The 26,873-nt window shown below is 66.9% G+C and carries 29 protein-coding genes; 8 read left to right on the top strand and 21 right to left on the bottom strand.

Annotated features, from left to right (window positions below; translation table 11 throughout):
• Positions 1–125: 125 nt before the first annotated feature.
• Entirely contained in the window at positions 126–1,256 is a 1,131-nt protein-coding gene (locus ACP7BH_RS03095; protein ID WP_425983815.1) for an NAD(P)H-dependent flavin oxidoreductase, read from the top strand.
• On the top strand, positions 1,253–2,983 hold the full coding sequence (locus ACP7BH_RS03100; protein WP_425983813.1) for a cytochrome c biogenesis protein DipZ: 1,731 nt from the start codon (positions 1,253–1,255) through the stop codon (positions 2,981–2,983). The genes ACP7BH_RS03095 and ACP7BH_RS03100 overlap by 4 nt, the downstream gene beginning before the upstream one ends.
• A gap of 11 nt (positions 2,984–2,994) precedes the next feature.
• On the opposite strand, the gene recO is transcribed toward ACP7BH_RS03100, so the two are convergent.
• From recO to folK, 14 genes are all read right to left on the bottom strand, one after another.
• A complete protein-coding gene (gene recO / locus ACP7BH_RS03105) occupies positions 2,995–3,726 on the bottom strand; it encodes a DNA repair protein RecO (protein WP_425983811.1) in 732 nt (243 codons plus the stop codon).
• A complete protein-coding gene (locus ACP7BH_RS03110) occupies positions 3,726–4,202 on the bottom strand; it encodes a nuclear transport factor 2 family protein (RefSeq protein WP_425983809.1) in 477 nt (158 codons plus the stop codon). Before ACP7BH_RS03110 ends, recO begins: the two co-directional genes overlap by 1 nt.
• A 48-nt stretch (positions 4,203–4,250) precedes the next feature.
• On the bottom strand, positions 4,251–5,498 hold the full coding sequence (locus ACP7BH_RS03115; protein WP_425983807.1) for a serine hydrolase domain-containing protein: 1,248 nt from the start codon (positions 5,496–5,498) through the stop codon (positions 4,251–4,253).
• A gap of 6 nt (positions 5,499–5,504) precedes the next feature.
• Entirely contained in the window at positions 5,505–6,452 is a 948-nt protein-coding gene (gene era, locus ACP7BH_RS03120; protein WP_135196008.1) for a GTPase Era, read from the bottom strand.
• A complete protein-coding gene (gene rnc / locus ACP7BH_RS03125; protein WP_425983805.1) occupies positions 6,449–7,159 on the bottom strand; it encodes a ribonuclease III in 711 nt (236 codons plus the stop codon). Before rnc ends, era begins: the two co-directional genes overlap by 4 nt.
• Positions 7,159–8,052, bottom strand: coding sequence for a signal peptidase I (lepB, locus tag ACP7BH_RS03130; RefSeq protein WP_425983803.1), 894 nt, complete (start codon positions 8,050–8,052; stop codon positions 7,159–7,161). The genes rnc and lepB overlap by 1 nt, the downstream gene beginning before the upstream one ends.
• Positions 8,053–8,107: 55 nt before the next feature.
• The gene (gene acpS / locus ACP7BH_RS03135; protein ID WP_425983801.1) at positions 8,108–8,509 is read right to left on the bottom strand and encodes a holo-ACP synthase; all 402 of its coding nucleotides are present in this window, start codon (positions 8,507–8,509) and stop codon (positions 8,108–8,110) included.
• Positions 8,506–9,246 (bottom strand): pyridoxine 5'-phosphate synthase, encoded by a 741-nt coding sequence (locus ACP7BH_RS03140; protein WP_425983799.1) that lies wholly within the window; start codon positions 9,244–9,246, stop codon positions 8,506–8,508. Before ACP7BH_RS03140 ends, acpS begins: the two co-directional genes overlap by 4 nt.
• Positions 9,247–9,250: 4 nt before the next feature.
• A complete protein-coding gene (gene pyrE / locus ACP7BH_RS03145) occupies positions 9,251–9,835 on the bottom strand; it encodes an orotate phosphoribosyltransferase (protein ID WP_425983797.1) in 585 nt (194 codons plus the stop codon).
• A gap of 50 nt (positions 9,836–9,885) precedes the next feature.
• On the bottom strand, positions 9,886–10,644 hold the full coding sequence (locus ACP7BH_RS03150) for a TIGR00730 family Rossman fold protein (RefSeq protein WP_425983795.1): 759 nt from the start codon (positions 10,642–10,644) through the stop codon (positions 9,886–9,888).
• The gene (locus tag ACP7BH_RS03155; protein WP_425983793.1) at positions 10,641–12,710 is read right to left on the bottom strand and encodes a RelA/SpoT family protein; all 2,070 of its coding nucleotides are present in this window, start codon (positions 12,708–12,710) and stop codon (positions 10,641–10,643) included. Before ACP7BH_RS03155 ends, ACP7BH_RS03150 begins: the two co-directional genes overlap by 4 nt.
• A 224-nt stretch (positions 12,711–12,934) precedes the next feature.
• On the bottom strand, positions 12,935–13,294 hold the full coding sequence (gene rpoZ / locus ACP7BH_RS03160) for a DNA-directed RNA polymerase subunit omega (protein WP_135196016.1): 360 nt from the start codon (positions 13,292–13,294) through the stop codon (positions 12,935–12,937).
• Between the two features lie 84 nt (positions 13,295–13,378).
• Positions 13,379–13,666 carry a cupin domain-containing protein gene (locus tag ACP7BH_RS03165; RefSeq protein ID WP_425983791.1) on the bottom strand — a complete coding sequence of 96 codons (288 nt, stop codon included), beginning with the start codon at positions 13,664–13,666 and terminating at the stop codon, positions 13,379–13,381.
• 197 nt (positions 13,667–13,863) lie between these two features.
• Positions 13,864–14,445 carry a 2-amino-4-hydroxy-6-hydroxymethyldihydropteridine diphosphokinase gene (gene folK, locus ACP7BH_RS03170; RefSeq protein WP_425983790.1) on the bottom strand — a complete coding sequence of 194 codons (582 nt, stop codon included), beginning with the start codon at positions 14,443–14,445 and terminating at the stop codon, positions 13,864–13,866.
• Between folK and ACP7BH_RS03175 the strand changes: the two genes are divergently transcribed.
• Together ACP7BH_RS03175 and ACP7BH_RS03180 are read left to right on the top strand one after the other, a co-directional pair.
• Positions 14,444–14,980 (top strand): NYN domain-containing protein, encoded by a 537-nt coding sequence (locus tag ACP7BH_RS03175; RefSeq protein ID WP_425983788.1) that lies wholly within the window; start codon positions 14,444–14,446, stop codon positions 14,978–14,980. The genes folK and ACP7BH_RS03175 overlap by 2 nt on opposite strands.
• Positions 14,977–15,615: a uracil-DNA glycosylase gene (locus ACP7BH_RS03180; protein ID WP_425983786.1), complete on the top strand. Its 639-nt coding sequence runs from the start codon at positions 14,977–14,979 to the stop codon at positions 15,613–15,615. Before ACP7BH_RS03175 ends, ACP7BH_RS03180 begins: the two co-directional genes overlap by 4 nt.
• Positions 15,616–15,618: 3 nt before the next feature.
• On the opposite strand, the gene smpB is transcribed toward ACP7BH_RS03180, so the two are convergent.
• Complete coding sequence (gene smpB, locus ACP7BH_RS03185; protein ID WP_159851251.1) at positions 15,619–16,092, bottom strand: SsrA-binding protein SmpB; 474 nt, start codon at positions 16,090–16,092, stop codon at positions 15,619–15,621.
• Positions 16,092–16,976: a 4-hydroxy-tetrahydrodipicolinate synthase gene (gene dapA, locus ACP7BH_RS03190; protein WP_425983784.1), complete on the bottom strand. Its 885-nt coding sequence runs from the start codon at positions 16,974–16,976 to the stop codon at positions 16,092–16,094. The genes smpB and dapA overlap by 1 nt, the downstream gene beginning before the upstream one ends.
• A 125-nt stretch (positions 16,977–17,101) precedes the next feature.
• Here dapA and ACP7BH_RS03195 point away from each other — a divergent pair, with 125 nt between their 5' ends.
• On the top strand, positions 17,102–19,162 hold the full coding sequence (locus ACP7BH_RS03195; RefSeq protein WP_425983782.1) for a transglycosylase SLT domain-containing protein: 2,061 nt from the start codon (positions 17,102–17,104) through the stop codon (positions 19,160–19,162).
• Here the strand turns inward: ACP7BH_RS03195 and ACP7BH_RS03200 are convergent.
• The 4 genes from ACP7BH_RS03200 to ACP7BH_RS03215 are packed head-to-tail and all read right to left on the bottom strand — an operon-like array spanning position 19,156 to position 22,326.
• Positions 19,156–19,911 carry an ABC transporter ATP-binding protein gene (locus ACP7BH_RS03200; protein ID WP_425983780.1) on the bottom strand — a complete coding sequence of 252 codons (756 nt, stop codon included), beginning with the start codon at positions 19,909–19,911 and terminating at the stop codon, positions 19,156–19,158. The genes ACP7BH_RS03195 and ACP7BH_RS03200 overlap by 7 nt on opposite strands.
• Positions 19,908–20,885: a FecCD family ABC transporter permease gene (locus tag ACP7BH_RS03205; protein WP_425983779.1), complete on the bottom strand. Its 978-nt coding sequence runs from the start codon at positions 20,883–20,885 to the stop codon at positions 19,908–19,910. The genes ACP7BH_RS03200 and ACP7BH_RS03205 overlap by 4 nt, the downstream gene beginning before the upstream one ends.
• Before the next feature lie 8 nt (positions 20,886–20,893).
• Positions 20,894–21,700 (bottom strand): ABC transporter substrate-binding protein, encoded by an 807-nt coding sequence (locus ACP7BH_RS03210; protein ID WP_425983777.1) that lies wholly within the window; start codon positions 21,698–21,700, stop codon positions 20,894–20,896.
• Positions 21,697–22,326 carry a TetR/AcrR family transcriptional regulator gene (locus ACP7BH_RS03215; RefSeq protein ID WP_425983775.1) on the bottom strand — a complete coding sequence of 210 codons (630 nt, stop codon included), beginning with the start codon at positions 22,324–22,326 and terminating at the stop codon, positions 21,697–21,699. Before ACP7BH_RS03215 ends, ACP7BH_RS03210 begins: the two co-directional genes overlap by 4 nt.
• A 119-nt stretch (positions 22,327–22,445) precedes the next feature.
• Here ACP7BH_RS03215 and ACP7BH_RS03220 point away from each other — a divergent pair, with 119 nt between their 5' ends.
• Genes ACP7BH_RS03220 through ACP7BH_RS03230 form a run of 3 tightly spaced genes read left to right on the top strand, consistent with a single transcriptional unit; the run spans position 22,446 to position 25,582 of the window.
• Complete coding sequence (locus ACP7BH_RS03220; RefSeq protein ID WP_425983773.1) at positions 22,446–23,846, top strand: glycosyltransferase; 1,401 nt, start codon at positions 22,446–22,448, stop codon at positions 23,844–23,846.
• An 18-nt stretch (positions 23,847–23,864) separates the two neighbouring features.
• Positions 23,865–24,776 (top strand): class I SAM-dependent methyltransferase, encoded by a 912-nt coding sequence (locus ACP7BH_RS03225; RefSeq protein WP_425983771.1) that lies wholly within the window; start codon positions 23,865–23,867, stop codon positions 24,774–24,776.
• Positions 24,773–25,582, top strand: a complete 810-nt coding sequence (locus tag ACP7BH_RS03230; RefSeq protein WP_425983770.1) for a TrmH family RNA methyltransferase — start codon at positions 24,773–24,775, stop codon at positions 25,580–25,582. The genes ACP7BH_RS03225 and ACP7BH_RS03230 overlap by 4 nt, the downstream gene beginning before the upstream one ends.
• Here the strand turns inward: ACP7BH_RS03230 and ACP7BH_RS03235 are convergent.
• On the bottom strand, positions 25,579–26,859 hold the full coding sequence (locus tag ACP7BH_RS03235; protein ID WP_425983768.1) for an MFS transporter: 1,281 nt from the start codon (positions 26,857–26,859) through the stop codon (positions 25,579–25,581). The genes ACP7BH_RS03230 and ACP7BH_RS03235 overlap by 4 nt on opposite strands.
• Between the last annotated feature and the right edge of the window lie 14 nt (positions 26,860–26,873).

Raw genomic sequence — 26,873 nt, forward strand, 5'->3', positions numbered from 1 at the left:
AAGCTGCGCCTAAGTCGGGGATAGTTGGCGCGAGGCCAGACGATGCGTGGATGTTCGTCAGGAAGGTCCGCTCTTTCGCGGGGCCTCAACGACGCCTAACTGCAAAGGCGACCAAGGAGCGCATCGTGAACAGCCGACTGACGCAAACCATCGGCCTCGACTATCCGATCATCCAGGCGCCGATGGCGGGAACCTCGACGCCTGCGCTGGCTGCCGCCGTCTCAAACGCGGGGGCGCTGGGCTCCATCGCGATCGGCGCCGTGAACGCCGAGGAAGCCCGGCGTCAGATTCAGGCGACCCGCGCCCTCACCGCCCGACCGTTCAACGTCAACGTCTTCTGCCATGTCACCGCTGCGCCGGATCAGGCTGGGGACCAGGCGTGGATCGAACTCCTGCGCCCCCTGTTCGCGCCGTTCGATGCGCAGCCGCCGGAGCAGTTGCGCAACATCTATCCCAGCTTCCTCGACGACGACGCTCAGTTGGCGGTTCTGCTGGACGAACGCCCGGCCGTGGTCAGCTTTCATTTCGGCCTGCCGAAGCCGAAGCAGATCGCCGCGCTGAAGGCCGCTGGCGTCCTCCTGCTTGCGACCGCCACCTCGCCGGCCGAGGGGCAAGCCGTTCAGGACGCCGGCATCGACATGGTCGTGGCCCAGGGCTGGGAGGCCGGAGGCCATCGCGGCGTGTTTGACCCCGCCGACGACCTGAGATTCGCAACCCTGCCGTTGACCCGACTGCTGGCCAGCCGGCTGACCATTCCCGTGATTGCGGCGGGCGGGATCATGGACGGCGCAGGCATTGTGGCGGCAATGACGCTGGGCGCGGACGGGGTCCAGATGGGCACGGCATTTGTCCCCTGCCCCGAATCCTCGGCCGATACTGTCTATCGACGGGCGATGGCGGGTCAGGAGGCCCAGCGGACCCGCGTATCCGCCGTGCTGTCCGGTCGGCCCGCCAGAGGGATGGAGAACGCCTTCATGCGCCAGGCGCAAACCGACGCTGTCGCCGCCTATCCCCGCGCCTACGACATCGGCAAGGCGCTGAACACAACGGCCAAGGCCGCCGGCGACGACGGCTACGCCGCCCAATGGGCCGGACAGGGCGCGCCGCTGGCCCGCGTCATGCCGGCGAATCAACTCGTGCGGACGCTGGCCGAAGAAATCCGACGAGCCGCGAACATTTTCCGCGGCGATGAAACCAACCGGCCCGTCGGTTCGAACGTAGGGAAGAACCACCCTCCCCGTCAGGCCGCGCCATGATCCTGTTCCTGCTCTCCTATCTCGCTGGCGTCCTGACCATCGTCAGCCCCTGCATATTGCCGGTCCTGCCGTTCGTTTTCGCGCGTGCCGGTCGCCCCTTCCTGCGCAACGGATTTCCGCTGTTGGTTGGGATGGCCGTCACCTTCGCTGGCGTGGCGACCCTGGCGGCGCTGGGTGGGGGTTGGGCGGTTCGCGCCAACGAAGTCGGACGGTGGATCGCCCTGGCGGTCATGGCCGTGCTGGGCCTCAGCCTGTTGCTCCCCGCCTTGGGCGACCGCCTGATGCGGCCGTTCGTCGCCGCCGGTTCATGGCTGACGGATCGTGCTGAACGTCACAGTGGGGATCAGGGCGAGGTGCGGGCCTCCCTGCTGCTCGGCGTGGCGACGGGTCTGCTGTGGGCGCCGTGCGCCGGGCCGATCCTGGGCGTGATCCTGACGGGCGCCGCGCTTCAGGGCGCGGGCGTCGGCACGACGGTGCTGCTGCTGGCCTATGCGGCGGGGGCAGCGACCTCCCTGGGTCTGGCCCTGCTGGTCGGCGGTCGTGTGTTCAAGGCCATGAAGGGTGCGCTGGGCGTCGGCGAATGGGTCCGCCGCGGGCTGGGCGTGCTGGTTTTGATCGGCGTGGTCATCATCGGCCTGGGCGCCGACACGGGCTTGCTGACCCGCATCTCGGCCGCCAGCACGGGCCGGATCGAACAGGCGCTGCTGAGCAGCACCGGTCGCGGCATGCCGACGAACGAAGCCCCGACCGACCTGGCCAACCTGCCGGTCGAGGGCATGATGCCCCCGCTGACCGGCGCGACGACCTGGATCAACACGCCGCCCCTGACGACGGAGCAACTGCGCGGCAAGGTGGTGGTGGTCGATTTCTGGACCTACTCCTGCATCAACTGCATCCGCTCCATCCCCTACGTCCGCGCCTGGGCCGAGAAGTACAAGGATCAGGGTCTGGTGGTGATCGGCGTCCACACGCCCGAGTTCGCTTTCGAAAAATCCGAGGCCAACGTCCGCCAGAACATTCAGCGGCTGGGCATCACCTATCCGGTCGCCATGGACAACGAATTCGCCATCTGGCGCGCGTTCAAGAACCAGTACTGGCCCGCCCACTACTTCATCGACGCCAAGGGCCAGATTCGTCACCACCACTTCGGCGAGGGCGACTATGACGGCTCCGAACGGGTCATTCAGCAGCTTTTGAAAGAGGCCGGCGCGGCTGACGTCGCCCGCGACGTGGTCGACGTTCAGGCCCAGGGCGCAGAGGCCGCCGCCGACATGGCCCAGGTCGAATCGCCGGAAACCTATGTCGGCTATGCCCGCGCCGAGAACTTCCGCTCACCGGGCGGCCTGGCCAATGACGTGATCAAGGATTACGTCGCCGCGCCGCTGCAACTGAACGGCTGGACCCTGTCCGGCCGCTGGAGGGTCACCCGCGAACACGCCGATCTTCAGGCTGCAGGAGGTCGCGTCGCCTTCCGCTTCAAGGCGCGCGACCTGCACCTGGTGATGGGGCCGAGCAAGACCGGCGACCAGCCGCGTTTCCGCGTCCTTGTCGATGCCGTCGCGCCCGGCCCCAACGCAGGCAGCGACATCGACGCCCAGGGCATGGGCCGCATCGACGGCGAGCGGCTTTATCAACTCGTCCGCCAGACCGGCCCGGTGCGCGAGCGGACGTTCGAGATCGAGTTCCTGGATCCCGGCGTCCAGGTCTTCGCCTTCACTTTCGGCTAGGAGCCCGGCGTCTAGAGGCGGCCGGCGTCGGCCAGCTTGTCCAGCATCCAGACGCGCGCCGGCGGCAGGGGCTTGTTCTGCGGGTGGAACACGAACTGTTCGAGGAAATGCCCGGTCAGGTCGAACCCCGCCTTCACGTCGCCATCGATCAACCCCGCCTGTGCGCCCAGCATGAAGGGCGGCAGGGTCAGCATCTTGTCGGCATAGGGCGCGCCGGCGTCGCGGCTGACCGCCCGGCCGGTGCGGGGGCTGACGTAGATCAGGTCGTCGGCAGTGCCCGTCGCCGCGCACTTCGACAGATCGAGACCGAACCCCAGGTCTTCCAGCAGCCCCGCCTCGAACCGCACGAAGATGGCGGGCCAGACATCCGGCAGGGCGAAGGCCGCCATCAGCGCCTCGAAGGCCAGAAAGACGCCAGGATGCGGTTCGCGCTCGGGCAAGGCGCCTTGCGCGACACCGGCCGCCGCCGCCAACCCGGTCAGCGCCAGGGCGTCGTCGAACAGGGCGCTGGGCCCCTCGCCTACCGGCTCCAGCCGCGCAGCGCCCAGATGATCCGAGGTCCGCGCGCGATAATCCGCCACGACCCGCGCCCCGGCTTGCAGGAAGGGCTTCATCTTGCGCGACGCCCCGCCCGCGACATAGGCCGAGCGCCGGCCGTGGTTCTCGGTCAACAGGTCGACCACGGCGCCGGTGTCGCCATGGCTGCGCGCCGACAGGACGAACGCCTCTTCGTGAAAGTCCATCAGTCGGCCGGGCCTTCGGCGATCAGTCCGACCACGCCCTTGGCCTTGTCGTTCGGCACCGTGAAGCTGAGGACATATTGCTCGATCTTCCAGCCCTCGTCGGTCAGACGCAGCACGCCCGATCCTCGCGTCAGCCCATAGGCGTCGTTGTCGAGCAGTTCGTCGAACCAGACGATGCACCGACAATCGCCCGGCGCCAGGGTCGCCACCCGGTCATGCGGCCGATAGGTCCAGCCCTTGCCGCGCGAGAAAAACGGCGTCGCATAGGCGCGAAACTCGGCCAGCGACCAGCGCTCGGTCGCATCCGTGCCGATAAACCGGGCGTCGGGGGTGAAGAGATCGAAATAGGCGTCGCCATCAGCGCGCGACGCGGCCTCATGCATCCGGTCCAGAATGACGCCTGCGGCGACGGCGGGGTCATCCGAAGCCTGCATCGGAGACGCGGACAGGGCGAGTGCGGCGAAAAGGGCGATCATGCGGCTGTTCTAGTCCTGTTCTCCCCATTGGGAAACCAGGCGGATGTCTCAGCGCGCCAGCGTGGTCGGGAACTCGCGGCCCAGTGCCTCGGCCATCGCCTGCTGGCTGATCAGAAACACCTGGTCGCGCAGATGATAGTTGTTCGACAGGACGATCACCGTCACGTCGGCCTCAGGCTGATACAGCATAAGGTTGCGGAACCCGCCCCAACTGCCGGTGTGATAAATCTGGCGGTCCTGGAAACTAGGCTGGACCTGATCGCCCAGACGGTTCGAGAAGATGCCGAAGCCCCAGTCCCGACGCGGATGGCTGTGCTCGTTCGGCTTCGTGTCTGCCGGCGCATGGTCGGCCAGCATCTGCTGGTAACTGCCCGGCTTCAGCAGCGCGCCGCGATGCAGCGCCCTTTGCCAGACCAGCAGGTCGTCCAACGTCGAATAGACCGCACCCGCCCCCGCAACGATGGAGGTATTGGCGTTCGGCTGGGCCGCCAGGCCGCCGGGGAAGTTGGCGTAGCCCATGATGACGTCGTGGTCGCCGCCGTCCAGATCCAGCCCGCTGTCCTTCATGCCCAGGGGCTTGAAGAAGGCATCACGCATATAGGTTTCGTAAGGCTGACCGCTAGCCTTTTCGACGATGGCGGCGGCCAGGTTGAACGCCGCGTTGTCGTAGCGGACCTTGGTCCCCGGCTCGAACTGCAGGCCGAACTGCTTCGAATCCTCGGTCAGTTCATCCAGCGTCGCGTGCGTCGTGCGGCGCATGCCCCAGCCGGGCCGCGCCATCAGGTCGGGAATGCCCGAGGTGTGGGACAGCAGATGGCTGATCCGCACCGACGCCCAAGCCTGGGGACAGGGCTGTATCCATTTGCAGACAGGGTCGGAGACGTTCAGCTTGCCCTCGTCCTGAAGCTTCAGGATCGCCGTCGCCGTGAACTGTTTCGAGATCGAGGCCAGGCGGAAGCGGGAATCCAGCGCCAGCGCTCGGTCCTGTTCGTAGTTGGCCTTGCCATAGACCTGGCGGAACAGCACACGGTCGCCCTTGGCCACCAGAACCGCGCCCATGAACCGGCCTGCCGCCGCCTCGCGATCCATCCGCGCAGCCAGTTGCGGCAAATCCTGAACCACGACCAAGGGCGGACGCGGCGGGGCATCAGCCCGCTCCGTCACCAAGGCTGCATCGGTCTTGGGTGGAACAGCCGTAGCGATGCCGCCCCAGACCGCGCCGCCGAGGATCAGCGCCCCAAGGACGCCCAGAACGAGCCGGGGATGGCCCCCAGCGGTACGCGGTACTTCAAACACAGGAACTCAGACGTCGAAATCCAGACCGAACTGGGCATAGAGCGCCCGCGAGTCCTGCCATTTCGGATCGACCTTGACGGTCAGGAACAGGTGGACCTGGCGACCGAGCAGCTCGTTCAGCTCCTCGCGCGACTTCTGGCCGATCCATTTCAGCGTCTGACCGCCCTTGCCCAGGACGATGGGCCGCTGGCTCTCACGCTCGACATAGATGGTCTGTTCGATCCGGGCCGAGCCGTCGGCGCGTTCCTCGAAACTGGTCGTCTCGACCGCCGCCGAATAGGGCAGCTCTTCATGGACGCGCAGATAGACCTTCTCGCGCGTGATCTCCGCCGCCAGAACCCGAACCGGCACATCAGCCGCCTGGTCCTCGGGATAGAGCCACGGCCCCTTGGGCATGGACAGGGCCAGACGCTGTTTCAGGTCCTCGACGCCATCGCCGTTGGCGGCCGAGATCATATAGACCTCGGAATAGACGCCGCTCTCGAACATCTTCTGCGACAGGGCCAGCAGGGTGTCGCGGCGCATGCCGTCGATCTTGTTCAGCGCCAGCACCACCTTGGTGCCGGTGGACTGCAGGTTGGCGATAATGGTCTCGGTGTCCTCGGCCGAGCGGCGATCCGCCGCCGTGCCTTCACGACCTTCCGAGTTGATGTGCGACTGGGCGTCGATCAGGTGAACGACGATGTCTGCGTCCTGTGCGCCGCCCCAGGCCGAGGCGACCATGGCCCGGTCCAGACGACGACGCGGGGTGAAGATGCCGGGCGTGTCCACCAACACGATCTGGGCGTCGCCTTCCATCGCGATGCCGCGCACGGGAAAGCGCGTCGTCTGCACCTTTTGCGTGACGATCGAGACCTTGGACCCGGTCAGCCGGTTCACCAGCGTGGACTTGCCGGCGTTCGGCGCGCCGATTATGGCGGCGAAGCCCGCGCGCTGGTTTTCGAAATCGGTCAAATGACGCCTTCACGTTTGAGGAGAGCCGTTGCGGCCGCCTTCTCCGCCTCCTGACGCGAACGCCCTTGCGCGGTCAAGGGCTGCACGTCCTGCACGGAAACTTCGACGGTGAATGTGGGCGCATGATCCGAACCCGTCCGATCCGACACGCGATAGGTCGGCAGCGGCCTGCCCTTGCCTTGCGCCCACTCCTGAAGCGCCGACTTGGGATTGGTGACGGTCCGCGACGGCGGAGCCGACAGTTCGTCGGCCCAGGCGGCGTTGAAGAAGGTCCGCGCCGCATCAAGGCCGCCATCCAGATAGACTGCCGCCAGTATGGCCTCGACTGCATCGGCGATGACGCCCGCCTTGCGACGCCCGCCGGTCTTGGTCTCGCCCGGCGATAGCCGCAAGGCTGGGCCGACGCCCAGCGCTTCGCCGACGCGGGCGCAGGCCGTCTTGTCGACCAGGGCATGCAGACTGGACGAAAGCTGGCCTTCATCGGCCGTCGGAAACTCTGCCGACAATCGCTCGGCGACCAGCAGGCCGAGCACCCGGTCGCCCAGGAACTCCAGCCGCTCGTTGTCGCGCGGACCGTGGATCCCGACCGGCGCCCCCTCGCCCACGCTGGCGTGGGTGAGGGCGCGCTCCAGCAGGGCCTTGTCCTTGAACGTGTGTCCCAGACGCGTTTCCAGCGCCGCGACGGCTTCGGTTCGCGTATTCGCCATTACTTCAAGACGTTGAAGAACCGGTCGAGCCGCACGTTGAACCAACTGACGGGGTTCCACAGCGACGAACCGGGCTTCCAGGAGAACAGGATGATCTGCGCCTTGCCGACCAGATTCTCGGCCGGGACCATGCCCACGCCGCTGGACTGTTCGACACGGCTGTCGATCGAGTTGTCGCGGTTGTCGCCCATCATGAAGTAATGGCCGGCCGGGACTTCATAGACCGGGGTGTCGTCCAGATCGTTTCCGGGACCGAAGTCCTGGGTCATGAAGCTTCTGCCTTCCGGCAGGGTCTCGCGCACCTCGGTCACCGGACGCGGGCCGAAGATGTCGTTGATCTCCTGCTCGCTGACCACGACGTCCTGAACCGGCTTGTCGTTGATATACAGCTTGTTGGCGATCATCTGGATGCGGTCGCCGGGCAGGCCGATCACGCGCTTGATGAAGTCCGTCTTGTTGTCACGCGGCAGTTTGAACACGACGACGTCGCCGCGCTTGGGCGCCGAGCCCATGATCCGGCCGTCGAACAGCGGCGGGCTGAAGGGGATCGAGTGTTTCGAGAAGCCGTACGACCACTTCGACACGACGATATAGTCGCCTTCGTAAAGGTTGGGCTCCATCGAGGCCGACGGAATGGTGAAGGGCTGGAACAGGAATATCCGCAGCACCATCGCGATCAGCAGTGCGAAGACGATGGTCTTGAAGATTTCGCCGGTTTCGCTGGCTGCGGACGGCGTCTTGTCGCGACCGCCGGACTTTTGCGCATAGACCTTGTGGTTCGACGTGGTCGGCTCTTGCACCGACTTGACCGGAGCGTCCGCCTCCGAAGCCGCAAATCGCTCTTCGGGAGTGGCGTCGCGTTTGGCGTCGTCGGGCTTTTGGTCTTCGCTCATGCGATCAGGCATCCTCGCCGCGTCTGCGCGGTCATCGCGCACGCCTATAACTTGATTACGACTGCGGCAAGGCTTCGATCACCACGAAGGCGAGCGCATAGGGATGTTCGTCGCTCAGCGTCAGGTGGATTTTCGCCTCATGTCCGGCCGGCGTCAGCCGCGCCAAATGATCGGCGGCATGCCCGGTCAAAGCCATCGTCGGTTGACCGGAACGCAGGTTCACCACCCCCATGTCGCGCCAATAGACGTCGGCCCGCATTCCCGTGCCCAACGCCTTGGCGCAGGCCTCCTTGGCCGCGAAACGCTTGGCGTAGCTCCAGGCCGGATCAGGCTTGCGGTCGGACCGTGTGCGTTCCAGCTCGGTGAAGCAGCGGGTCTTGAAGCGATCACCGAACCGATCCAGCGAGGCTTGGATGCGGCGGATGTCCGACAGATCCGCGCCGACACCTATGATCATTTCGCCGCATCCATCGCGGCCCGCATGCGCCGGATCGCGCCGTCCAGACCGATGAAGATCGAATCGCCGATCAGGAAATGGCCAATGTTCAGTTCGCGGATCTCGGGGATCGCCAGCATGCGCGGCGCCGTGTCGTAATCCAGCCCGTGACCCGCATGAACCTCCATCCCCAGGATGTCGGCCTGTGCGGCGGCGGCGGCCAGGCGTTCGAACTCGACCTCGCGCTCGCCGGGATCGGTCAGATGGCAATAGCGTCCGGTGTGGAACTCCACCACCTGAGCGCCTACGGCGGCCGCAGCCTCGACCTGCGCCTCAGTAGGTTCGATGAACAGAGAGACGCGGATGCCGGCATCCGTCAGAGCCTTCACCACAGGAGCGATGCGCGCCTCGTGACCCGCGACCGCCAGACCACCCTCCGTCGTGACCTCCTCGCGCCGCTCGGGCACAAGACAGGCCGCATGGGGCCGATGGCGCATGGCGATGGCCAGCATTTCTTCGGTCACCGCCATCTCGAAGTTCAACGGCTTGCCCGCCCGCGCGCACAGGGCGCTCAGCACGTCGATGTCGGCGTCGGTGATGTGGCGGCGGTCTTCCCGAAGGTGCGCGGTGATGCCGTCCGCGCCCGCCGCGAGGGCCGCTTCGGCTGCGCGGGCCGGATCGGGATGCGTCCCGCCGCGCGCATTGCGCACGGTGGCGACGTGGTCGATGTTGACGCCCAGCCTGACCGGTTCGCGCATGGCTCTACTTCGACAATCTGCGGCTGCCGGGATCTTCCACCGGAAGCGCGGCCAGTTCCGGCGGCAGGGCGTCGGCCGCATAGGCCGGCACCTCCAGCGAGGCCAGGGCGATCAGCGGCACCCCCACCTCCACCTTGCCGCCCGACCGATCGACGATACAGGCGGCGGCCACCACCTCGCCCCCGGCCGCCTGGATGGCGGCGATGCATTCACGCGACGACAGGCCGGTCGTGACGATGTCCTCGACCATGACGACCTTCTCGCCCGGTTCGACTGAAAAGCCGCGACGCAGTTTGAACTGGCCGCCTTCGCGCTCGACATACATCGAACGGACCTTCATGTGTTTGGCGGTTTCATAGCCGGGGATGATGCCGCCCACAGCCGGCGAGATGGCGACATCGACGGGGCCGACCGTGGCGACGATCTTGTCGGCCAAGGCCTTGCACAGCCGCTCACAGCGCGCCCCGTCCATGAAGACCAGGTTCTTCTGCAGGAAGACCGGGCTGTGCAGGCCCGACGACAGGACGAAATGGCCTTCGCGCAGGGCGCCGGCGTCGCGAAACTCGTTGAGGACGTCTTCAGTGTTCATGCGTCGTCTCTAGACCCGGATCGCGCGCGGATGAACCCTCCGGCGACGCTTCATTCGATGTTTTCGTTCGGACGCAGCCCGCGCGACAGCAGTTCGGCCCATATGCCCTCGGCATCCTCGGCGAAACCGATCAGATCCAGATCCGAGCGCGCGATCATTCCGTGCTCGACCAGAGTATCGAAACCGATGACCGATGTCCAGTAGGCCTTGTCCACCAGCACGACCGGCACAGGCGGCGCCTTCTTCGTTTGGCGCAGGGTCAGCATCTCGAACATCTCGTCGAAGGTGCCGAACCCGCCCGGAAACACCACCAGCGCATTGGCCCGCATCGCCAGGTGCATCTTCCGCATCGCGAAATAGTGGAACAGGAAGGTCAGTTCCGGGGTGGAATAGGCGTTCGGCTCCTGCTCATGCGGCAGGATGATGTTGAAGCCGACGGAGGGCGCCCCGGCGTCCACTGCGCCGCGATTGGCCGCCTCCATGATGCCTGGCCCGCCGCCGGTGGCGATGACGTTGTCGCGCGGCTCGCCCACGGAACCCCGAAACGCCCCGCCCCGCTCGGACGCCAGCCGACCGAAGGCGCGCGCCTCTTCGTACCAGCGATGGCCCTCACGGATGCGCGCACTGCCGAAGACGACGATGGTGGAGCGCACGCCCCAGGCTCTCAGCGCATCCTCCGGCTTGGCGTATTCCATCAGGAAGCGGACCCCGCGCATGGAATCGCCCAGCAGGAAGTCCTGATCCATCGCCGCCATGCGATAGGACGCCGACGCCATCTGGGCCGCGTTCGGCTTGACCGGCTCGCTCATTCGCCCCGCGCGCGCTCGACGGAATCGACCGACGGATTTGCCCGCAGCGCCGCCATGATCATGGTCGCGTGTTTGGCGTCCTCAACCTCGACGTCCACGTCGACGTCGAAGAAGTCCTGCTGACGGTGCGCCATCGACAGGTTGATGATGTTGCCGCCGGCCTCGCCGATCAGGGTCGTGACCTGGCCCAGCACGCCTGGCGCATTGCGGATCGTCGCGCGAATACGCGCGGCGGCCACCGCATCCGTTTCGGCCTGTGGCGTCCACTGCAGATCATGCCAGACCGAATCGTCGTCCGCGAAGGCAGCCAGGGTCTGGCAATCGATGGTGTGCACCGTCAGGCCGGACTCGGGTTCCAGAATCCCCACGATCCGATCGCCCGGCACCGGGGTGCAACACTGGCCGAAATGCACCGTCACGCCGGGCGTCAGCCCGCCGCCGCGCACGAACAGCCGCGCCTTGTCGCCCTCGATCCGCTGCTTCTCCGGCCCGGCCTTCAGACGCCCCTTCAGCGCAGGGAACAGGATTTCAGCGGCGGTCGTCGGCGACAGGCGGCCCCGGCCCAGCCCGTCGAACAGATCCTCGTCATTGGCGACCGCCAGCATCTCCAGCACCGGCTTCAACGACACGTCGGTCAGGGACTTCTCTACGCGGCCCAGCGTCTGATCCAGCGCCACCCGGCCCAGCTTGATGAACTCTTCCCGCTCCGACGTGCGGATGTGGCGACGGATGGCGGATCGCGCACGGCCCGTGACGGTCAGGCTGCGCCAGTCGGCGGGTACTTCGCGCTTGGAGCCCCGAATGATCTCGATCACGTCGCCGTTCTGAAGTGGCGTCCGCATCGGCTTCAACTCGCCGTTGACCTTGACCCCGACCGCCGTGTCCCCGACCTCGGTGTGGACGGCATAGGCGAAGTCCAGAGGCATGCCGCCGCGCGGCAGGGTCACCAACTGACCCTTGGGCGTGAAGACGAACACCTGATCCAGGTACATTTCGAGCTTGGCGTGCTCGACCCAGTCCTCGCCGCCCTCGCCGTGCTCGATCACCTGCACCAGATGGCGCAGGTTCTGCAGCGGGTCACGCCCACCGCCCTGCTCCATCGCCTCGCGGTCGAAGCCATAGGACTTGTTCTTGTAGCGCCAGTGGGCGGCGACGCCGTCCTCGGCGATCCGGTCCATCTCCTCGGTGCGGATCTGCATCTCGATACGCAGGCCGCGCGGCCCGACGACGGTGGTGTGCAGCGAGCGATAGTTGTTCGACTTGGGCGTCGAGATAAAATCCTTGAACCGCTCGGGCACCATCGGCCATTCGCGGTGGATCACGCCCAGCGCGCGATAGCAGTCGTCTTCCGCCTCGACGATGACGCGGAAGCCATAGATGTCGGACAGGGACGAGAACCCGACCGATTTGCGCTGCAGCTTGCGCCAGATCGAATAGGGCGTCTTCTGGCGGCCATAGACATTGGCCGTCAGGCCCGCCTCCGACAGCACGCGCTCGACCTCGCCTGCGACGCCTTCGATGGCACGGCCGTGTTCCAGCTTCAACGCCTCCAGCCGCCGCTCGATGGCGGTCTTGGCGGTCGGGTTCAGGTGGGTGAAGGCCAACTCTTCCAGCTCGGACGCAATCGAGTGGATGCCGATCGACCGGCCCAGCGGCGCATACACCTCAAGCGTCTCGCGGCTGATCCGCTCGCGCTTCTCGGGCTTCACATACTGAAGCGTGCGCATGTTGTGCAGACGGTCGGCCAGCTTGACCAGCAGCACCCGCACGTCCCGGCTGATGGCCAGGATGAACTTGCGCAGGTTCTCGGCCTGGCGCGTGTGCTCTGCCTGAAGCTCCAGCCGGCTCAGCTTGGTCACGCCCTCGACCAGAACGGCGACCTCTTCGCCGAACATGCCGGCGATGTCGTCGCGCGTCGCCGAGGTGTCCTCGACCACGTCGTGCAGCAGGGCTGTGACGATGGTGGCGGTGTCGAGCTTGTAGTCGGTCAGTATGCCCGCGACCTGGATCGGGTGGGCGAAATAGGGATCGCCCGAGGCCCGCAGCTGCGAGCCATGCATCTTCATCGCATAGACATAGGCGCGGTTCAGAAGCGCTTCGTCGGCTGTCGGATCATAAGCCTTTACGGCCTCGATCAGTTCGAACTGGCGCAGAATCGGCGCGCGCTTGAAAGCCGGCGGCGAATCTGAGCCAGCCGATTTAGGGTCGTTTTTGTTTGCAGCTTGGGGCGCCGGCGGAACCGTTTCGGTCCGCGCCGGCAGGATAGTGACGCCAGGGGCTCCCTCGGGCGTCAGTACCGCTCCTCCTGACCGCCGTCGCGGTCGCTTTGCAGGGCGCGAATCAGTTCCGCCTCGGCCATGTTCATGTGTTGCGGCGCGGCCAGCAGGGCGACCGTCTCCGCCTCGTCTTCGGCTTCCGTACGCTCATCGACGCGTTGCAGCGTGGTGATGATGGTCTCAAGCAGTTCGTCCGGAACGACAGTGTCGTCGGCGATTTCACGCAGGGCGACGACCGGGTTCTTGTCGTTGTCGCGGTCGATCGTCAGGGCGGAGCCATTGGCGATGCTGCGAGCACGGTGGCCGGCAATCAGCACCAGACCAAAGCGGTTCGGAACCTTCTCGATGCAGTCTTCGACGGTGACGCGGGCCATGAAATTCCTCGAACGCGGGGGAGAACCGCGTTAAATACAGATGGGGACTGACTTTTGCAACGCCACAGGGGCGAAAGTGCGGCGTCAGTCGGTCCTATGCGCCAAAGGATAGGCGATGATCAGCACCAGATCGTCTGCGCCGACCTGCTGGATGCCGACATTGCCGCCGTCATACAGATAGGCCGTGTCACCGGCCTTCATCCGTGTGGTGACGCCGTCCGTGGTCACGTCCCCCTCCCCGCTGACGACATGATAGACCTCGTCGTGGGCGATGACGTGCAGCCCGATGGACGATCCCGGATGCATGACGCGCTTTCTGAACTCCATCGACCGGTTCGGCGCCACGCCTGAAATCCGGTAGGCGGTGCTCATCCCCCTCCCGTTATGCGGTGGCGGCTGGCGGACCATCGTATCCGCCTAATGGATCACCAGACCGACGCCGGCCGGCAGCAAGGCAGGCGCAGGATGCGATTCCTGCACCGCTCCGGCAGCGAGCATGGCGGCTATGGAAAGGACGAGCATGAAATGTCTCTCGGTGTCAGGACCGAGATCAGCTCACGAACCGCCACCTACTTCAAGGGATGGGCGTCGCGACCGACCGACGCCGTCTCGACCAGTTCGCTCGCAGTCCCATCCTGCGTTGGATGCCGCCAGAGCGGCGCGATCTCGGCGATCGGCCCCATGACGAATCGTCGCTCGGCGGCGCGGGGATGGGGAAGGATCAGCCCGTTCAGATCGCCGCTCAGCCGCCCATAGGCGATCAGGTCCAGATCCAGCGTCCGCGGCGCGTTGCGAACAGACCGCTCGCGACCAAATGCGTCCTCGATCCGGCCCAGCGCCGCCATCAGCGCATGCGGATCATGGGCGGTGCGCACCATGACGACGCCGTTCAGAAAGGGCGGGTCCTCAGGGTCGGGCCAGGCCAGCGACGACCACCACGACGACCGGGCCACGACATCGATCCCCTCGCTGCGAAATCGCGCCAGCGCCGCCTCCAGCGCTTCGCGGCACGATGCCCATGCCCCCTTGTCATTGCAGCCCAGCGCCACGATGACTGCATCATTCGGGTCGAACCCGTCATCGATTCCGACATCGACGGCGGCAGCGTCCGGCAAGTCCGATTTTTCATCTCTTTCGACGGCATCGACCATGTTTCATCCCACCGACCGGCTGGCGATCTTCATCGACGGCTCGAACCTATATTCCGCTGCGCGCGCCTTGCAGCACGACATGGACTTCCGGCGGATGCTCGACTGGTTCCGCGAGAAATCCATCCTGACGCGCGCATATTACTATACGGCCGTGGTCGAGGGCGAAGAATTCTCGCCCGTGAAACCTTTGGTCGACTGGCTGGACTACAACGGTTTTTCGGTCGTGACCAAGCCGGTCAAGCGCTTCACCGACGGCCAGGGCCATAGCCGGATCAAGGGCAATGTGGACATCGAGATCGCGGTGGACATGCTGGAGCTGGCTCCACACATCGACCACGCCGTGCTGTTTTCCGGGGACGGAGATTTTCGGCGGGCGGTTCAGGCGGTTCAGGCGCGTGGCGTGCGTGTCACCGTCGTCTCGACTCAGAAGACCCAGCCGCCGCACATCGCCGACGAACTGCGTCGCCAGGCCGATGCTTTCCTGGATCTGAACGACATGATGGCCGAGTTCGGCCGTCCCAAGAGCACCCAATGATGCTGACGCCCGAGCCGCCCCGCGACTGTCCGCTTTGCCCGCGCCTGGTCGCCTATCGCCAGGAAAACGCGCGCCAGAATCCCGATTGGTGGAACGGCCCGGCCGCCTCGTTCGGCGATCCGAACGCGCGCCTGCTGATCGCGGGTCTGGCCCCCGGCCGCACCGGCGCCAACCGCACCGGCCGCCCCTTCACCGGCGACCATGCCGGCTGGCTGCTCTACGACACCCTCAAGAAGACGGGCTTTGCGCACGGTCACTATGATCCGAACGGCGACGACGACCTGACGCTGACGGACTGCATGATCACCAATGCGGTTCGCTGCGCCCCGCCCGGCAACAAGCCGCTGCCGATCGAGGAAACCACTTGCCGGCCGTTCCTGATCGACCGGCTGGCCCTGCTGCCCAATCTGAAGGTGATCGTGACCCTGGGCGACGTGTCGCGCCGCAATATCCTGAAGGCGTTCGGCCGTCCCGCCTCCGCCATGCCCGCAGGCCATGGCGCCCAGGGCGAGGCGGGCGGCTACGTCATCCTGAACAGCTATCACTGCTCACGGCTGAACACGAACACCGGCCGCCTGACCCCTCAGATGTTCGAGGACATCTTCGACCGCGTCCGCACCCTGATCGACGCCTGAGGCTCAGCCCTTGTCCCGCATCAGCCGGGCCTTGTCGCGTTGCCAGTCCCGTTCGGCCGAGGCTTCGCGCTTGTCGTGCAGCTTCTTGCCCTTGGCTAAAGCGATCTCCAGCTTCGCCTTGCCAGCGTCGTTCAGATAAAGCTTCAGCGGAATGATCGTCTGGCCGTCGCGCTGGACAGCCCCGATCAGGCGGTCGATCTGCTTTCTGTGCAGCAGCAGTTTCCGCGGACGACGCGGTTCGTGGTTGAAGCGATTGGCCTGTTTATAGGGCGGGATGTCAGCGTTGATCAGCACGATCTCGCGCCCCTCCACCGCCGCATAGCTTTCGGCGATATTGGCCCGCCCGTCGCGCAGCGCCTTGATCTCGGTGCCCAGCAACTGAATCCCGGCCTCGATATTCTCCTCAAGGAAATAGTCGAACCTCGCACGGCGGTTCTCGGCGATGACCTTGGATTTGGACTGAGGTTGCGGCGCCATCAGCCGACGCCCGCATCCGCCATGGCGCGGTCGATGAACGGCTTGACCGTATCCGACGTCGGCGACAGCGGAAGTCGAGCCTCTTCGCTGCACAGCCCCAACCTGGCCAAGGCGTATTTGGTCGGCGCCGGCGAGTTGTCGAGGAACAGCGCCTTGCACAGGCCGATCAGCCGGTCCTGCCAGTCGCGAGCCGTGGCGTAGTCGCCCGCCGCCGCCGCATTGTGCAGGGCGACCATGGCCTCGGGCGCGACATTGGACGCCACCGAGATCAGCCCGACCCCGCCATGGGCGTGATAGCCCAGATAGCTGGGATCATCGCCCGAGATCAGGTCGAACTGGCCGCCGATATTGGTCCGCATCCAGCTGACCCGGCTCATGTCGCCGGTCGCGTCCTTGATGCCGACGATGTTCGGATGGGCCGCCAGCCGCGCCACCGTCTCGTTGGCCAGATCCGCCCCGGTGCGCCCCGGCACATTGTAGAGCAGGATCGGCAATTGGACCGCGTCGGCGATGGCCTCGAAATGCGCCGCCATCCCCGCTTGCGACGGACGGATATAATACGGGGTGACGATCAGCGCCCCGTCCGCGCCAACCGTCTTGGCGTGGCGGGTCAGGTCGATGGCTTCCTTGGTGTAGGGCGAGCCCGTGCCGGCGATGACACTGACGCGCCCGGCCGCCAGCCGCACGCACAGTTCGATCACATGCTTGTGCTCGTCCAGGTCCATGCTGGCGCCCTCGCCCGTCGTGCCCATCGGCACGACGCCGTGGACCCCTGCGGCGATCTGGCGCTCCAGCAATCTGGCGAATGCGGCTTCGTCCACGTTTCCGTCACGAAGTGGTGTGATCAGGGCGGTGATCACGCCCTTGAACAAGGGGGCGGTCATGGGACTAAACTTGGCCTGCGTGGGGAGTGACGATGGACGGATGTTCATCGCCTTTGCAATGAGCGCGGGACGTTAGGTCGCCAGCGGCTCCGCCGCAACCGGATTGAATGAGAACAGGACAGATCATGATAGCGACCAGTCTGGCGGCGGCCCTCGCCGTCCTTGCGCCGAACCCGCAGGACGTCCTGCCGACCCAGCCTGTTCCCTACGCGTCGGCGTCGTCGTCCGTGCCCGGCTATTCGGCGACCTATCAGGGCCGCGTGCTGAACGATCAGGACACGGCGCTGTTTCGCCAGGGCCTCGCCGCCGCCCGCGCCCGCGACGTCTTCGGCGCCCAGTCCGCCATGTCCCAGATCCGCGACGCCTCGGCGCGCAAACTGGTCGAATGGGCGCTGATCGACACCTCGGGCGAGCAAATGTCCTATGCGGACCTCGCGCGCGGCCAGAGCGATCTCGCCGGCTGGCCCCGCAACGAATCACGCCGCGCCGCCGCCGAAAAGGTTCTCGACCGTTCCGGCATGGGCGCCGATGCGGCCCTGGCCCTGATGTCCGACGGAAAGCCCACGACGGTGGAAGGCGCCATCGCCTATGCCTCGGCCCTCGAACAACGCGGTCGCCAGGACGAAGCCCGCGCCCTGGTACGCGACTGGTGGCGCACCCGCTCGTTCGACGATGCGCCCCAGTCGCGCATCCTCGGCCAGTGGGGATCCTGGCTGACGCCCGCCGATCACGAGGCGCGGCTGAACGTGCTGCTGCTCGGCCCGCACGGACCGGCGACGCGCAGCATGGTCAACCTGGTTTCGCCCGACCGCGCCGCCATCGCCAACACGGTCATGACCCTGCGCTCGGCCTACAGCCCCGACGCCGTCATCGCCAATCTGACGCCTGCCCAGGCCGCCGATCCCGCCGTCGTTCTGGAACGCGTCCGCCTGCTGCGTTCGCAGAACCGCCAGTCCGAGGGTTTCGCCCTGCTGGCCAACCTGCCGCCCGCCCCCGCCCACACGGCGGGCGACAACACCCTGTGGAGCGAGCGTCGCAACTACTTCCTCGACGCCCTGCAGCAAGGCAACTGGCGCGCCGCCTATGACGCCATGAACGGTCACGGCTTCACCTCGGGCGACCGGATGGTGGATGCGGACTTCTTCGCCGGCTGGGTCGCCCTGACCAAGCTGAACCAGCCCGAGGTCGCCGCCCGCCACTTCGAGGCCCTGCGCACCGCCTCCTCCACCCCGATCACCCAGGGCCGCGCCTTCTACTGGCTGGGCCGGGCCGCCGAGGCGCGGGGCGAACGCGACGCCGCCCTCGCCTATTATCGCAACGGCGCCCAGCACTGGCAGACCTTCTATGGTCAGTTATCCGCCGAGAAGGCGGGCATGACCACGCTTCAGCTGCCGGGCGAACCCGTCCCGTCCCAGTCGGATATCGCCCGCTTCGAAGGCAACGAAATCGTCCGCGCGACACGTATCCTGGGCGAGACCGGCGAGACCAGCCTGCTGCGTGTCTTCGCCTATCAGCTCGACAATGATCTGCCGACCATCGAGGATCTGGCCCTGCTGATGGACCTGTCGCGCGGCTATGGTGAAGGCTTCACCGCCATGATGGTCGGTCGCGCCGCCAGCCAGCGCGGCTTCGTCATGCCCGAGCGGATGTACCCCATCCGCATCCCGCCCCAGGTCGGCGGCGCCGCCCCGCTGGAGTTCACCCAGGCCATCACCCGTCAGGAATCCAGCTTCGACCCTCGCGCCCGTTCCGGCGCCGATGCGCGCGGCATGATGCAGTTCCTGCCGTCCACCGCCTCTGGCGTCGCGCGCCGTCTAGGCATGAGCTATTCGGCCGAGCAGTTGTGGGATCCCGACTACAACATGACCTTGGGCAGCTATCACCTGGGCGAGCTGATGGCGTCGAACAGCGGTTCCATGCTGCTGGCGACCGTCGGCTATAACGCCGGGCCGGCGCGGTCTGGCCAGTGGGTGTCGCGATGCGGCGATCCGCGCGGCGACGCCACCGCCGCCATCGACTTCATCGAATGCGCGCCCTTCACCGAGACGCGCAACTACATGATGCGTGTGATGGAAAACATGGCCGTCTACAAGGCGCGGCTGAACGGTGGTTCCGCGCCCCTGACGCCTTCGGCCGACATTTCGCGCGGTTCGGCGGCCGGTCCTCGCCCCTACGCCGCCTACTGAGCCCGGCGGGCCGCCAGCAGCGGCCCGTTCGGCCCCTCGATCCAGCCGCCGTCCAGCCCGAACACTTCGCGCAGGACGGCGGGCGATAGGGCCCGGATCGGTACGGCGTCGGCAACCACCCTGCCCTGATCCAGCACCACGACACGGTCCGCCATCGTCGCGGCCAGCGTCAGATCGTGCAGGCTGACCAGCACCCCAGCCCCTGCGTCGGCCCTCGCCCTCAGCAGCTCCAGCACCAGCCGCTGCGCATCCGGGTCCAGCCCCGCAATCGGTTCGTCGGCCAGCAGCAGCGGCGCGTCGACCACCAGGGCTCTGGCCAGCAGAACGCGCGCCCGCTCTCCGCCCGACATCTCGGCAACGCCCCGATCCGCCAGATGACCGGCGCCAACCTCGTCCAGCGCCGCCACGGCCCGCGTCAGCGCCTCTGCGCCCGACAGGAAGGGCGCGCCCAGGGCCGCCACCTCGACCGCCGGCAAGTTCCAGGCGATCCGCCGCTCCTGAGGCAGATAGGCCGCCCGTTCCGCCCTCTGATGATGGGACAGGTCTGCGATCTGCGTCCCGCCCAGCCTGACCTGACCGCCAGTGGTATCAAGCAGGCCGACGGCCGCACGAATGACGCTGCTTTTGCCCGCCCCGTTCGGCCCGCACAGGGCGACGACCTCGCCCTGTGCGACCGACAGGTCCACGCCATCAAGCACGACAGCCATGCCCAGCCGCGCCTGCACCCGTTCCAGGGACAACAAACTCACAGCCGCCACTCCCGCGCCGCACGCCAGGCGATCAGGGCGAACAGCGGCGCGCCGATCAGGGCGGTGAACACGCCCAGCTTCAGCTCCTGATCCGTCGGCGTCAGCCGCGCCAACAGGTCCGCCAAAATCAGCATCAGCCCGCCCGCCAGCGCCGACGGCGCCAATATCCGCTTGGCGTCGCCTCGCACCGCCGCCCGTACAAGATGCGGCGCCGCCAAGCCCACGAAACCGATGACACCCGCCACCGCGACCGCCGCTCCGGTCGCCACCGCCGCCGCGATCAGGGCGAACAATCGAATTCGCTTCATGTTCAGTCCTGACGTCGCCGCCCCCTCGTCGCCCAGGGTCAGCATCCGCAAGCCCGATCCAGACAGACCGGCGAACACCGCCGCGACAATCACTGCGGGCGTCAACCAGGCCACATCGACCCAGCTTCTGTTCTGCACCGACCCCAGCAGCCACGACATCACCTCGGCCGAGGCGATCGGCGACGGCGACAGGTTGAAGATCAGGGCGGTCGCCGCGCCCGCAAAGCTGGAAAGGGCCACGCCGAACAGGATCAACGCCTCCGGCGCCCGCATGGCCCTGGACGCAACGATCAACAGTCCCCCAGCCAGCGCCGCACCCGCCAAGGCCGCCAACTCGACCAATCCCGGCACGGCCGCCGCGCCCAGCACGATGGCCAGCGCCGCGCCCAGGGCCGCCGTCGCCGACACGCCCAGCACGCCGGGATCGGCCAACGGATTGCGCAGCAGCCCCTGCATCACCGCACCCGCGAGCCCGAGGGCCGCGCCGACGACCAGGGCGCAGACCGCGCGCGGCGCCCGCACCTGCCACAACACTTCGGCCGGCCCCGACCTGGGATCGCCGAACGCGGCGGCATATTGCGCGCCGCTGAAGGCCGTCTCGCCTGCCAGGATCGCCAGCGCCAAGGCCGTCACGATCAACAGTCCCAGAATCAGACACAGTCGCATCGTCGCGATCACGGCCGGCCCTCAGCCATCATCTCCACAGCATCGGCCGCGAACCAGGCGGGACAGGTCAGGCTGGCTGCTGGCAACCGCGCCGCCGTCTGTCCCTCGGCCGCCCGGCGAACGACCGGATGGCGACCGGGGCCGCGCAGGTCGGCCCTCAACTGATCGAAAAAGCCCAGGATGAACCGCGCCGGCGGATTCAGGGCGATCTGTTCCACGCTGACGGCGCCGAAACCGGGGGCCGTAGCCAGATTGCGAAATCCTGCCGCGCGCATCATCGCATCCATCAGCGTGCCCGGCCCGGAGGTGAAGCCCCCCGAGGTCAGATAGACGGCCCCCGGCGCCTTCGTCGTCCCGCCAGCCGGCGCCGTCCGCGCCAGCTTGGCGTCCATCCGCTGCTCCAGCCTGCGTCCGCGCTCGACCTGGCCCAGATCGCGCGCCGCCGTGCGGATGTTCTGGCGAACGCCTTCCAGATCGACGGCGTCATTGATCGTGATAACCTTGACCCCGCGCTGTTCAAGCGCCGTCAGCAATCGAGGCTCGCCGCCCCAGTAGCGGACCACCACATCCGGCCTGAAACCGACCGCCGCCTCCAGCGTCGGCCTCAACTGCCTATGTCCGGCCGCCTCGCGCCGCAACCAGGCGTCGGGATCGTCGGCGCGGGGGGACAGCGCCAGTTCCGCATCCGGCGCAAGCGCCAGAACATATTGATCCGCACACTGATCAAGCGCCATGACCCGCAACGGCTTCGCCTGGGCCGCGCCTGCGCCGGCGATCAAGATCAGGGCCGCGAGCCCCCCCAAGCTTCGCTTCATGGCCGGGGCAGGCCCGTGAACACGGCGTCCAACATCGTATCGACCAGCGCCTGACGATCCGCCCACGGAAAATACGGCTTGGTGATCATCAACGACACCACCCCATGCGCCGTCGCCCATATGGCCTGGGCAAGGACGCTCGGGTCGCCTTTCAGCTCGCCCGCCGCCACCGCGTCGGCCACCGTCGCTTCCAGCGTCGTGAACAGACCGCCGCCCAGTTCGCGCGCCATGTCCTGGGCGCCCTCGCGCGCCTCGACCGGCCGCGTCAGATAGATCAGGCGATAGGCGTTTGGATGGGCGAAACCGAAATCGACATAGCCGTCGATCATCCGCCGCAACCGGCGTATCGGGGGCGCGTCCTCGTCCGCCACCGCCGCATTGGCGGCGATCAGGCGCGCAAAGGCGTCGCGGCAGATCTCCTGCAGGATCGCGCCCTTGTCGGGGAAATGCATGTACAGCGCCGTGGACGACAGGCCGACCTCGTCCGCGATCTTGCGAATCGTCGCGCCCTCATAGCCATGCTCGACGAAGATTCGCTCGGCCGCCGTCAGGATTTCGCCGCGCCGCGAATGGCCTTCGCCCTTGGGCTTTCGGGTCGTGCGCGAGGAGTTCGAAACGTCAGACAAGCGGCTGCTCCGGGTGAGGCGCCCTGAATAGCGACAATCCGTCCCAGACGCCAACCAGCTTGCCGAACGCAGTTGTTTCAAATAGCGATTAGCGGTTGTGGAGGTGCGGGGGCGGCGACATGGAGGTTTGGACACATCCGGGGATCACGCCTCGCAGGAACGGCGCCGCGCGACGCATGCCCAGCGGCTTCCAGATCACGGCGATGGTCTTGCTTTCCTTGGGCTCTGCCGCTGCTCTGGTCCGCTGGCCTCAGGCCGCTTTCCTGGCGCTGCTTGTTCTGTTCCAGGCCGCCTTCGTCGTCTCGGCGATCTGGAAGACCGTCATCGCCATCGCCAGCCTGCGCCGTCCCAGGCCCTGCGCCCGTCCCATCTTATGGCCGCGCTACACCATACTGGCGGCGCTGCACGACGAGGCGGCGGTGACGCCGCAACTGATCGCAAACCTGGCTCGCATCGACTATCCGCCCGATCGGCTCGAAGCCTTCATCGTCCTCGAAACTCACGACCACGCCACCCTCGCCGCCGCCCAGGCCACGCCGCGCCCGTCTTGGATCAGGATCGTGGTCGTCCCGCCGGGTTCGCCCCTGACCAAGCCACGCGCGCTGAACCACGCCCTGAGGCAGGCCACCGGCGATTTGATAACCATCTACGACGCCGAAGATCGACCGCATCCGCAACAACTGCGCCAGGCGGCGGCGCGTTTCGTCGCCCAGCCTCGGCTGGGGTGCCTCCAGGCGCCGCTGCGCATTCGTCCTTCGGGTCGCGCCGATTCCGCCTTCCTGGATCGTCAGTTCGCCTTTGAATACGCCGCCCTGTTCGAGGTGACGCTGCCGGGCATGGCGCGGTTGGGTCTCCCCTTCCCGCTGGGCGGCACCAGCAACCACATCCGCATGACCGCCCTTCGCGCCGCCGGCGGATGGGACGCGCACAATGTGACCGAAGACGCCGACCTCGGCTTTCGTCTGTGGTCACTGGGCTGGAGGCTGGACGTCATCGACTGCCCGACCTGGGAGACCCCGCCCGGCGCCCTGGACCGCTGGCTGCCTCAGCGCACACGGTGGCTGAAGGGCTATATGCAGACCTGGGGCGTCCACACGCGACGCCCGCTGGGCCTGGGGCGACGCGGCCTGCTGTCCCTGGTCATGACCCTGGGCGCCGGCATCCTGTCGGCCGCAGCCCATGCCCCGACCCTGGCCTGGCTGGCGTCGGCGCTGATGGTTGGGCTTCATGCCGGGATCGCGCCGGCGACGCCTGTGGGTTCCTTGGGCGTGCTGGCCCTTGGCGTCATTGCCGCCTGGATGGGCTGCGCCGTCGGCGCCAAGCGCGCCGGGCTGGACTATCGGCTTGGCGACATGCTCGCCGCCCCCGCCTATTGGTCGCTGCTCAGCCTCGCCTTCGTCCATGCCGCTTGGCGCCTGGTCGTCGAGCCGCACGTCTGGGACAAGACCCCGCACGATGGCGACGCCCAAGCGCCGGAATTGACCGTCGTGGCGCAGGAGTCTGGACGCGAGGCCGCCTGAGCGCCTATCAGCCCGACGATGGCGCCCGTCCTTTCAAGAACTCCCGAAACGCTCGTGACCTCCGGCTGGTCCGATTACGCCCTGCTGGACTCCGGCGACGGCAAGAAGCTGGAACGCTACGGCCGCTACACCGTGGTCCGTCCCGAGCCGCAATGTTTCTGGTCGCCACGCGATCCGGCGGCCTTCGAAAACGCCACCGCCACCTTCGACCCCCAGCAGGAAGAGGAAGATTCCGGCCGCTGGAAGTTCGACCGCCACGGCCCCATCGACGCCTTCCCCCTAAAATGGCGCGACGTGAAATTCACCGGCCGCTTCACCCCCTTCCGCCACCTCGCCTTCTTCCCCGAACAGGCCGCCAATTGGGAGTGGCTAGATGGACGCGTGCGGAGCTTCGTCAGTGAAAATGGCCGCGCGCCTAAAATCCTGAACCTGTTCGGCTATACCGGCGTGGCCAGTCTGGCTGCGGCTGCCGCCGGCGCCGAGGTCACCCATGTCGACGCCTCCAAGAAGTCGGTCGCCTACGCCCGCGAGAACGCCGAACAGTCAGGCCTGGCCCAGCATCCGATCCGCTGGATCGTCGAGGACGCCCGCAAATATGTCGCCCGCGAGGTCCGTCGCGGCTCCAAATACGACGGCATTATCCTCGATCCGCCCAAATACGGACGCGGGCCGACCGGCGAGGTCTGGCGCCTGTTCGAGGACATGCCGGCCCTGTTGAAGGATTGCGCCGCCCTGCTGGCTGACGACGCCGACTTCCTGTTGCTGAACGCCTATGCCGCACGCGTTTCGGGCCTGTCCCTGGCGCACCTCATGGTCGAGGCGACGCACGATCGCGGCGGTCGCATCGACTGGGGCGAACTGGCCCTGTCCGAGGACGGTCCGGACGCCCGCGCCATCGGCCTGTCCTTCTTCGCGCGGTGGAGCCGATGAGCGCCCGAGACGAATATCGCGTCATCACCTCTCTGACGAACGACACGATCAAGAGCGTCCGCGCCCTGCATATGCGCAAGGAACGCGACCTGACCGGCGCCTTCCTGGCCGAGGGCTTGAAGTTCATCGGCGAGGCCCTGGACCTGGGCCGCGCGCCGCGCATGCTGCTGGTCGGCGAGGAAGCTCGCCCCCATCCGCTGCTGGACCGGGCCAAGGCCGAAACGCGCAAGGCCGGCGGCGACATCATCATCGTCACCCACGCCATTCTCGAAAAGATCAGCCGTCGCGACAATCCGCAGACCGTGCTGGGCGTGTTCGAACAGGCCTATGCCCCGCTGGACAGCCTGAACCCTGCCGCCGCCCCCTGCTGGGTGGCGCTGGAGCAGGTGCGCGATCCCGGCAATCTGGGCACCATCATCCGCACCGCCGACGCGGCCGGATGCGGCGGCGTCATCCTGATCGGCGACTGCGTCGATCCCTATTCGGTCGAGGCCGTGCGCGCGACCATGGGCTCGGTCTTCGCCGTCTCGATCACCAAGACCGACCCCGAGGTCTTCCTGGCCTGGCGCAAGACCTGGCCCGGCAGCGTCGTCGGCACCCGCCTGGACGCCAAGGTCAGCCACCGCTCGGCGGTGATGCAGAAACCGTCGCTGATCCTGATGGGCAACGAACAGGCCGGCCTGACCGACGATCTCGCCGCCGCCTGCGACGTCAACGTCAAGATCCCGATGCGCGGCCGGGCCGACAGCCTGAACCTGGCCATCGCCACGGGCATCATGGTCTACGCCGCGACCGACGAGGCCTAACGCTTCTCTTCGGGCGCCACACGTCCCATGCCCCACAGGGCGACGATGCTGACCAGGGCCGAAATCACCAGATAGCCGCCCACGGCCGCCGGCCCGAACCGCTCGGCCAGTTTCAGCGCGATATAGGGCGCCAACGACGCCCCCAGGATGCCCGCCAGGTTGAACGCCATAGACGCGCCGGTATAGCGCACCGCCGTCGGGAACGGCCGCGCCATGGCCGCGCCGATGGGACCATAGGTGCAGCCCATCAGGGCGAACCCCAGCGCAAAGAAGATCAGCAGCCCGGTCAGACCGCCCCCGAACAGCGGCGCGAACAGGAAGCCGAACAGGCCGATCCCCACCGACGACCAGATCAGCACCTTCACCTGCCCGTATCGGTCCGCCAGCAGCGCCGTCACCGGAATACAGGCGGCGAAGAACAGCACGCCGATCAACTGGATCGGCAGGACATCGGCCCGCGCCAGCCCCATTCCCGTCGTCGCCCACCCCAGGGCGAACACCGTCATCAGATAGAACAGGGTGAAGGTCGTCACGCCGCTGAACGTGCCCAGCACCAGCGCCGCCTTGTGATGGGCGAACAGGGTCACGGCCGGCGCCTTGACCCGCTCGTCGCGATCCACAGCCTTCTGGAACTCTGGCGTCTCACTGATCTTCAGCCGCACCCACAGGCCGACGAACACCAGGATGGCGCTGGCCAGGAACGGGATGCGCCAGCCCCAGCTCTCGAATGCGCTCTCACTCATGGTCGAGGTCAGGATGATGAAGGATGTCGTCGACAGGATGAAGCCGATGGGCGCGCCCAGTTGCGGGAACATGCCGAACCAGGCCTTCTTTCCCGGCGGCGCGTTCTCAGTCGCCAGCAGCACCGCCCCGCCCCATTCGCCGCCAAGGCCCAGTCCCTGGCCGAACCGGCACAGGGCCAGCAGCAACGGCGCCAGCAGGCCGACCTGCTGGTGCGTCGGCAGCAGGCCGACGGCCACCGTCGACAGCCCCATGGTCATCAGGGCCGCGACCAGCGTGGCCTTACGCCCCACCCGGTCCCCGAAATGCCCGAACGCCAGGGCCCCGATGGGCCGCGCGAAGAAGGCGATGGAGAAGGTGGCGAACGAAGACAACAGCGCCGTGCCCGGATCTTCGCCGGGGAAGAACAGCACCGGAAACACCAGCACGGCGGCCGTGGCGTAGATGTAGAAGTCGAAGAACTCGATCGTCGTGCCGATCAGGCTGGCGAACAGCACGCGACCAGTGGAGTTCTTCGGCAGGACGGCGTCGGACATCATGGGCTCCCAGT

Origin of the sequence: Brevundimonas sp. TWP2-1 (assembly GCF_049897645.1) — a bacterium.
Taxonomy (GTDB): Bacteria; Pseudomonadota; Alphaproteobacteria; order Caulobacterales; family Caulobacteraceae; genus Brevundimonas.

Coding starts and splice junctions, on each gene's coding strand:
- ACP7BH_RS03100 (WP_425983813.1), top strand. CDS start 1,253: ATGATCCTGTTCCTGCTCTCCTATCTCGCTGGCGTCCTGACCATCGTC.
- recO (WP_425983811.1), bottom strand. CDS start 3,726: ATGGACTTTCACGAAGAGGCGTTCGTCCTGTCGGCGCGCAGCCATGGC.
- ACP7BH_RS03110 (WP_425983809.1), bottom strand. CDS start 4,202: ATGATCGCCCTTTTCGCCGCACTCGCCCTGTCCGCGTCTCCGATGCAG.
- rnc (WP_425983805.1), bottom strand. CDS start 7,159: ATGGCGAATACGCGAACCGAAGCCGTCGCGGCGCTGGAAACGCGTCTG.
- lepB (WP_425983803.1), bottom strand. CDS start 8,052: ATGAGCGAAGACCAAAAGCCCGACGACGCCAAACGCGACGCCACTCCC.
- acpS (WP_425983801.1), bottom strand. CDS start 8,509: ATGATCATAGGTGTCGGCGCGGATCTGTCGGACATCCGCCGCATCCAA.
- ACP7BH_RS03140 (WP_425983799.1), bottom strand. CDS start 9,246: ATGCGCGAACCGGTCAGGCTGGGCGTCAACATCGACCACGTCGCCACC.
- pyrE (WP_425983797.1), bottom strand. CDS start 9,835: ATGAACACTGAAGACGTCCTCAACGAGTTTCGCGACGCCGGCGCCCTG.
- ACP7BH_RS03150 (WP_425983795.1), bottom strand. CDS start 10,644: ATGAGCGAGCCGGTCAAGCCGAACGCGGCCCAGATGGCGTCGGCGTCC.
- ACP7BH_RS03155 (WP_425983793.1), bottom strand. CDS start 12,710: ATGAAGATGCATGGCTCGCAGCTGCGGGCCTCGGGCGATCCCTATTTC.
- rpoZ (WP_135196016.1), bottom strand. CDS start 13,294: ATGGCCCGCGTCACCGTCGAAGACTGCATCGAGAAGGTTCCGAACCGC.
- ACP7BH_RS03165 (WP_425983791.1), bottom strand. CDS start 13,666: ATGAGCACCGCCTACCGGATTTCAGGCGTGGCGCCGAACCGGTCGATG.
- ACP7BH_RS03175 (WP_425983788.1), top strand. CDS start 14,444: ATGTTTCATCCCACCGACCGGCTGGCGATCTTCATCGACGGCTCGAAC.
- folK (WP_425983790.1), bottom strand. CDS start 14,445: ATGGTCGATGCCGTCGAAAGAGATGAAAAATCGGACTTGCCGGACGCT.
- ACP7BH_RS03180 (WP_425983786.1), top strand. CDS start 14,977: ATGATGCTGACGCCCGAGCCGCCCCGCGACTGTCCGCTTTGCCCGCGC.
- smpB (WP_159851251.1), bottom strand. CDS start 16,092: ATGGCGCCGCAACCTCAGTCCAAATCCAAGGTCATCGCCGAGAACCGC.
- dapA (WP_425983784.1), bottom strand. CDS start 16,976: ATGACCGCCCCCTTGTTCAAGGGCGTGATCACCGCCCTGATCACACCA.
- ACP7BH_RS03195 (WP_425983782.1), top strand. CDS start 17,102: ATGATAGCGACCAGTCTGGCGGCGGCCCTCGCCGTCCTTGCGCCGAAC.
- ACP7BH_RS03205 (WP_425983779.1), bottom strand. CDS start 20,885: ATGCGACTGTGTCTGATTCTGGGACTGTTGATCGTGACGGCCTTGGCG.
- ACP7BH_RS03210 (WP_425983777.1), bottom strand. CDS start 21,700: ATGAAGCGAAGCTTGGGGGGGCTCGCGGCCCTGATCTTGATCGCCGGC.
- ACP7BH_RS03220 (WP_425983773.1), top strand. CDS start 22,446: ATGGAGGTTTGGACACATCCGGGGATCACGCCTCGCAGGAACGGCGCC.
- ACP7BH_RS03225 (WP_425983771.1), top strand. CDS start 23,865: ATGGCGCCCGTCCTTTCAAGAACTCCCGAAACGCTCGTGACCTCCGGC.
- ACP7BH_RS03230 (WP_425983770.1), top strand. CDS start 24,773: ATGAGCGCCCGAGACGAATATCGCGTCATCACCTCTCTGACGAACGAC.
- ACP7BH_RS03235 (WP_425983768.1), bottom strand. CDS start 26,859: ATGTCCGACGCCGTCCTGCCGAAGAACTCCACTGGTCGCGTGCTGTTC.